General features: G+C 37.0%; 6 protein-coding genes and 3 pseudogenes. 4 read left to right on the forward strand and 5 right to left on the reverse strand.

Annotation, left to right across the window (positions count from 1 at the left end):
• Positions 1-374: 374 nt before the first annotated feature.
• Positions 375-710 carry a carboxypeptidase regulatory-like domain-containing protein gene (locus EJF25_RS24495; protein WP_125043266.1) on the forward strand — a complete coding sequence of 112 codons (336 nt, stop codon included), beginning with the start codon at positions 375-377 and terminating at the stop codon, positions 708-710.
• A gap of 26 nt (positions 711-736) precedes the next feature.
• Here the strand turns inward: EJF25_RS24495 and miaA (EJF25_RS24500) are convergent, their stop codons facing one another.
• The 3 genes from miaA (EJF25_RS24500) to lpxA (EJF25_RS24510) form a co-directional block, all read right to left on the reverse strand.
• Positions 737-1,648, reverse strand: a complete 912-nt coding sequence (gene miaA / locus EJF25_RS24500) for a tRNA (adenosine(37)-N6)-dimethylallyltransferase MiaA (protein WP_125043268.1) — start codon at positions 1,646-1,648, stop codon at positions 737-739.
• Between the two features lie 158 nt (positions 1,649-1,806).
• Complete coding sequence (locus EJF25_RS24505) at positions 1,807-2,361, reverse strand: IS1096 element passenger TnpR family protein (protein WP_125040400.1); 555 nt, start codon at positions 2,359-2,361, stop codon at positions 1,807-1,809.
• Between the two features lie 22 nt (positions 2,362-2,383).
• A complete protein-coding gene (gene lpxA, locus EJF25_RS24510) occupies positions 2,384-3,037 on the reverse strand; it encodes an acyl-ACP--UDP-N-acetylglucosamine O-acyltransferase (RefSeq protein ID WP_370685745.1) in 654 nt (217 codons plus the stop codon).
• On the opposite strand from lpxA (EJF25_RS24510), the pseudogene lpxA (EJF25_RS24515) reads away from it, so the two are divergent.
• From lpxA (EJF25_RS24515) to miaA (EJF25_RS24525), 3 genes and pseudogenes are all read left to right on the forward strand, one after another.
• Positions 3,018-3,677: pseudogene (gene lpxA, locus EJF25_RS24515) on the forward strand (acyl-ACP--UDP-N-acetylglucosamine O-acyltransferase); the annotation flags it as partial. The gene lpxA (EJF25_RS24510) and the pseudogene lpxA (EJF25_RS24515) sit on opposite strands and share 20 nt — an antisense overlap.
• A 22-nt stretch (positions 3,678-3,699) precedes the next feature.
• On the forward strand, positions 3,700-4,254 hold the full coding sequence (locus EJF25_RS24520) for an IS1096 element passenger TnpR family protein (protein WP_125040400.1): 555 nt from the start codon (positions 3,700-3,702) through the stop codon (positions 4,252-4,254).
• Between the two features lie 158 nt (positions 4,255-4,412).
• Positions 4,413-5,320 (forward strand): annotated as a pseudogene (gene miaA / locus EJF25_RS24525) (tRNA (adenosine(37)-N6)-dimethylallyltransferase MiaA).
• Between the two features lie 31 nt (positions 5,321-5,351).
• Here miaA (EJF25_RS24525) and EJF25_RS24530 read toward each other — a convergent pair.
• Together EJF25_RS24530 and EJF25_RS26850 are read right to left on the reverse strand one after the other, a co-directional pair.
• Entirely contained in the window at positions 5,352-5,687 is a 336-nt protein-coding gene (locus EJF25_RS24530) for a carboxypeptidase regulatory-like domain-containing protein (protein ID WP_125043266.1), read from the reverse strand.
• A 145-nt stretch (positions 5,688-5,832) separates the two neighbouring features.
• Positions 5,833-6,129, reverse strand: a pseudogene (locus tag EJF25_RS26850) (hypothetical protein); the annotation flags it as partial.

Raw genomic sequence — 6,129 nt, forward strand, 5'->3', positions numbered from 1 at the left:
ACCATAAATAAGATGAGATCAGATGGTAAAAAGCCGTTGATTATCATTGATGGAAAAGAAGCAGTGGGAGATGATCCATTCTCTAAAATCTCTCGGATAGTATAGCAAGTCTTACTGTTTTACAAGATAAAGCTGCCCTTGAAATGTATGGGAGAAGGGGAAAGATGGTGTTTGGATAATAGAGTCGGTTACTAATAAGAAACCTATAACTGCCCATGTGAAACAAGATTAGCACATGACGAATATAGTGAGTGAAAAGAATGCTGCCCGAGATGGTAATGGGAATATATTGATACTAAACAAATGGCTTCTTTAGGGATGGTTGACAAAGAACCTATTTATATAGTTGATGATAAAGAAGTTTCTGAAAAGATTTGATTTCCATCTCGGCCAATGATATCAAAGGATTAAATGTCTATAAGAGTTCTGATGGTAAGAGGGTATTTGAGTTTGATACCAAAAATAATGTTTCTACTTATGTAACAGTGCGTGGATTGGTCAAAGATACAGCTGGAAATACTCTTCCAAAAGCTAAAATTAACGTAAAAGGAGGTGCTGTAAAAGGAACTGTAACTGACGAAGAAGGATATTTTGTATTGAGAGTTCCTAAAAATGGAATTCTTCAGGTAAGTTATAAGGGTATGGCTACAAGTACATTAAATGCTTCTTCACAATTAATGGTAACTATGAAAAAAGAGGAAAGTAGATAATAAAAAAGCAAAGAGATTGTATAAGTTTATATTAAAAAAAAATCTGAAGATAGGCGGAGATATTCAAGTATCTCCGTTTCTTGTTCTGGATGGAACCAACGTATTTCTTCATCTCTTTTAAACCAAGTCATTTGTTTACGAGAGTAAATACGTGAATTCTGCTTGATTTTTTCAATTGCAAAAGGTAATTCCCATTCACCGTCCAGATATTTGAATATTTCTTTATAGCCAACTGTATTGAGTGAATTTAGATGGCGGTAGGGGAGAACAGACTTTACCTCTTCCAGTAATCCTTCTTCCATCATCAGATCAACGCGTCTGTTGATACGGTCATAAAGTTCTTCACGATCACGAGTCAGGCCAATTTTCAAAATACGGAAAGGGCGTTGTTTTTTCTTTTGAGTACGGAAAGACGTATAGGTTTTGCCAGTCATATAACAGATTTCTAAAGCGTGGATCACTCGTTTGGGATTTCTCAAGTCTACAATACGGTAATATTCCGGATCTAACAAACGTAGTTCTGCGCAAAGCCTTTCAAGTCCTTCTTCTTCATATTTCTTCAATATTAGTTGTCGGGTTTCCATATCAACTGTAGGAATATCATCGATACCCTTACATATAGCGTCTACATACATCATTGAGCCTCCGGTAAGAATCACGACTTCGTGTTGAGTAAATAGACGAGTCAGAACTTCCATCGCTTCTGTCTCATATTGAGCTGCACTATAATAATCGGTCAGATGAAGAGTACCTATCAAATGATGAGGTACACGTTGGAGTTGGTCGGTTGTGGGAGCAGCTGTTCCTATTTTAAGCTCTGCATATAATTGTCTTGAATCAGCCGAGACAATACTAGTATGGTAATGTTCTGCCAGCCGCAGACTTAATTCTGTCTTTCCTACACCGGTTGGTCCGATTAATACAACGAGAGTGGGCATAAAATAAATGAAGAATGAGAATTGAGGATGAAACTGAGGAAAAATAACTTAATATCTTTTAGTTATGAATTACACGAATAATGTGTTAATTTCATTCGTGTAATTCGTAACTAATTATGTGATTATCGAAGTGCTAAAAATAGATTAATTCTTTCTTGTTAGAACTTTTCTTCGTCAAAAGAAGTGCTTGCATCACCACCTATGTCGAAGCCTTCCTGATCAAAGTCTTCCATGTCAAAATCTTGATCACCGTAGAAGTTTTCGTCAAGGTCGAGCGAGCCACTGCTAGTAGCCATTTCTTCAAAATCTACAGTTTGCTTGGGGGCATTACCAGTTTTTACGGTGCATTTGGCACCATCCATATCTTTTCCTGTGATGATTTCGGTCAATTCAATAAAGAAACAGCGTTCTGTCATGTAGTCGAATACATAAAGCAGTTTTTGTTTTTCATCTTCCACTAACTCATTGATAGCAGTTTCTTTCATTACCCAATTATCTATTTCAGGATTATCATCCATCTCTTCCAAGGTCACTTCTTTTTCTTTTTCCCAATCTTCATCGCAGATAAAGAAAGAAGTCATCTGATCATTTGTATAACCTACTGATTTCAGTATTGCTTCATGGAAGTCAAAAAATGTAGCTTCCGGATCAATTTGTATTTCTCTGACAAAATCGTCAATTTCATCAGATATAATGGTAAATCTGTATATCATAATATGACTATTTTGAACTGTTTTATTTTATAATTCCACGCTCTGAGCTACGGATAAAATTAACAATATAATCAATCTCCGGACTCTTTTCAAATTCATTTTCGATCTTCTTCAATGCATCAGTCGTATTCAGACCGCTTTGATAGATAATACGATAAGCATTGTGGATACTTTCAATCGCTTCATTAGAAAATCCCCGACGACGGAGACCGATAATGTTGATTCCGCAGAAAGCAATTGGTTCACGTCCCGCAATGATATACGGAGGAATATCTTTGCTAAAACGACATCCTCCTTGAATCATCACATGACCACCCACATGACAGAACTGGTGCATCAGTACGTTAGCGCTAATAATAGCGTTGTCATCAATTACAATTTCTCCTGCCATTTTGGTAGAATTACCAATGATGCAACCGTTACCGATTAATGCATCATGAGCAACATGCATACCCTCCATCAGTAAGTTATTGCTACCTACAATTGTACGCCCTTTAGCGGCTGTACCGCGGTTGATTGTTACATTCTCACGAATCAGGTTGTTATCTCCTATTTCCGCAGTGGTTTCTTCTCCCTGAAATTTCAGATCTTGAGGAATGGCTCCAATAACGGCACCCGGAAAGATTGTATTTCCATTACCAATGCGTGAACCATATAAGATCATGGCTAATGCCAATATTTTATATGGTTCACGCATTGGTAATGGAAATACAATCTTTCCGGGTGCCGTTATTGGAGCCATTCCTCAAGATCTGAAATTTCAGGGAGAAGAAACCACTGCGGAAATAGGAGATAACAACCTGATTCGTGAGAATGTAACAATCAACCGCGGTACAGCCGCTAAAGGGCGTACAATTGTAGGTAGCAATAACTTACTGATGGAGGGTATGCATGTTGCTCATGATGCATTAATCGGTAACGGTTGCATCATTGGTAATTCTACCAAAATGGCAGGAGAAATTGTAATTGATGACAACGCTATTATTAGCGCTAACGTACTGATGCACCAGTTCTGTCATGTGGGTGGTCATGTGATGATTCAAGGAGGATGTCGTTTTAGCAAAGATATTCCTCCGTATATCATTGCGGGACGTGAACCAATTGCTTTCTGCGGAATCAACATTATCGGTCTCCGTCGTCGGGGATTTTCTAATGAAGCGATTGAAAGTATCCACAATGCTTATCGTATTATCTATCAAAGCGGTCTGAATACGACTGATGCATTGAAGAAGATCGAAAATGAATTTGAAAAGAGTCCGGAGATTGATTATATTGTTAATTTTATCCGTAGCTCAGAGCGTGGAATTATAAAATAAAACAGTTCAAAATAGTCATATTATGATATACAGATTTACCATTATATCTGATGAAATTGACGATTTTGTCAGAGAAATACAAATTGATCCGGAAGCTACATTTTTTGACTTCCATGAAGCAATACTGAAATCAGTAGGTTATACAAATGATCAGATGACTTCTTTCTTTATCTGCGATGAAGATTGGGAAAAAGAAAAAGAAGTGACCTTGGAAGAGATGGATGATAATCCTGAAATAGATAATTGGGTAATGAAAGAAACTGCTATCAATGAGTTAGTGGAAGATGAAAAACAAAAACTGCTTTATGTATTCGACTACATGACAGAACGCTGTTTCTTTATTGAATTGACCGAAATCATCACAGGAAAAGATATGGATGGTGCCAAATGCACCGTAAAAACTGGTAATGCCCCCAAGCAAACTGTAGATTTTGAAGAAATGGCTACTAGCAGTGGCTCGCTCGACCTTGACGAAAACTTCTACGGTGATCAAGATTTTGACATGGAAGACTTTGATCAGGAAGGCTTCGACATAGGTGGTGATGCAAGCACTTCTTTTGACGAAGAAAAGTTCTAACAAGAAAGAATTAATCTATTTTTAGCACTTCGATAATCACATAATTAGTTACGAATTACACGAATGAAATTAACACATTATTCGTGTAATTCATAACTAAAAGATATTAAGTTATTTTTCCTCAGTTTCATCCTCAATTCTCATTCTTCATTTATTTTATGCCCACTCTCGTTGTATTAATCGGACCAACCGGTGTAGGAAAGACAGAATTAAGTCTGCGGCTGGCAGAACATTACCATACTAGTATTGTCTCGGCTGATTCAAGACAATTATATGCAGAGCTTAAAATAGGAACAGCTGCTCCCACAACCGACCAACTCCAACGTGTACCTCATCATTTGATAGGTACTCTTCATCTGACCGATTATTATAGTGCAGCTCAATATGAGACAGAAGCGATGGAAGTTCTGACTCGTCTATTTACTCAACACGAAGTCGTGATTCTTACCGGAGGCTCAATGATGTATGTAGACGCTATATGTAAGGGTATCGATGATATTCCTACAGTTGATATGGAAACCCGACAACTAATATTGAAGAAATATGAAGAAGAAGGACTTGAAAGGCTTTGCGCAGAACTACGTTTGTTAGATCCGGAATATTACCGTATTGTAGACTTGAGAAATCCCAAACGAGTGATCCACGCTTTAGAAATCTGTTATATGACTGGCAAAACCTATACGTCTTTCCGTACTCAAAAGAAAAACAACGCCCTTTCCGTATTTTGAAAATTGGCCTGACTCGTGATCGTGAAGAACTTTATGACCGTATCAACAGACGCGTTGATCTGATGATGGAAGAAGGATTACTGGAAGAGGTAAAGTCTGTTCTCCCCTACCGCCATCTAAATTCACTCAATACAGTTGGCTATAAAGAAATATTCAAATATCTGGACGGTGAATGGGAATTACCTTTTGCAATTGAAAAAATCAAGCAGAATTCACGTATTTACTCTCGTAAACAAATGACTTGGTTTAAAAGAGATGAAGAAATACGTTGGTTCCATCCAGAACAAGAAACGGAGATACTTGAATATCTCCGCCTATCTTCAGATTATTTTTTTTAATATAAACTTATACAATCTCTTTGCTTTTTTATTATCTACTTTCCTCTTTTTTCATAGTTACCATTAATTGTGAAGAAGCATTTAATGTACTTGTAGCCATACCCTTATAACTTACCTGAAGAATTCCATTTTTAGGAACTCTCAATACAAAATATCCTTCTTCGTCAGTTACAGTTCCTTTTACAGCACCTCCTTTTACGTTAATTTTAGCTTTTGGAAGAGTATTTCCAGCTGTATCTTTGACCAATCCACGCACTGTTACATAAGTAGAAACATTATTTTTGGTATCAAACTCAAATACCCTCTTACCATCAGAACTCTTATAGACATTTAATCCTTTGATATCATTGGCCGAGATGGAAATCAAATCTTTTTCAGAAACTTCTTTATCATCAACTATATAAATAGGTTTCTTTGTCAACCATCCCTAAAGAAGCCATTTGTTTAGTATCAATATATTTCCCATTACCATCTCGGGCAGCATTCTTTTCACTCACTATATTCGTCATGTGCTAATCTTGTTTCACATGGGCAGTTATAGGTTTCTTATTAGTAACCGACTCTATTATCCAAACACCATCTTTCCCCTTCTCCCCATACATTTCAAGGGCAGCTTTATCTTGTAAAACAGTAAGACTTGCTATACTATCCCGAGAGATTTTAGAGAATGGATCATCTCCCACTGCTTCTTTTCCATCAATGATAATCAACGGCTTTTTACCATCTGATCTCATCTTATTTATGGTAGGAGCATATAATACACTCTTTTCCTCCTCCTCCGTTGTTGTTGTTGAGAGAGATAGTATCAT

The organism is Bacteroides faecalis, from assembly GCF_003865075.1.
In the GTDB taxonomy this organism is placed as follows: Bacteria; Bacteroidota; Bacteroidia; order Bacteroidales; family Bacteroidaceae; genus Bacteroides; species Bacteroides faecalis.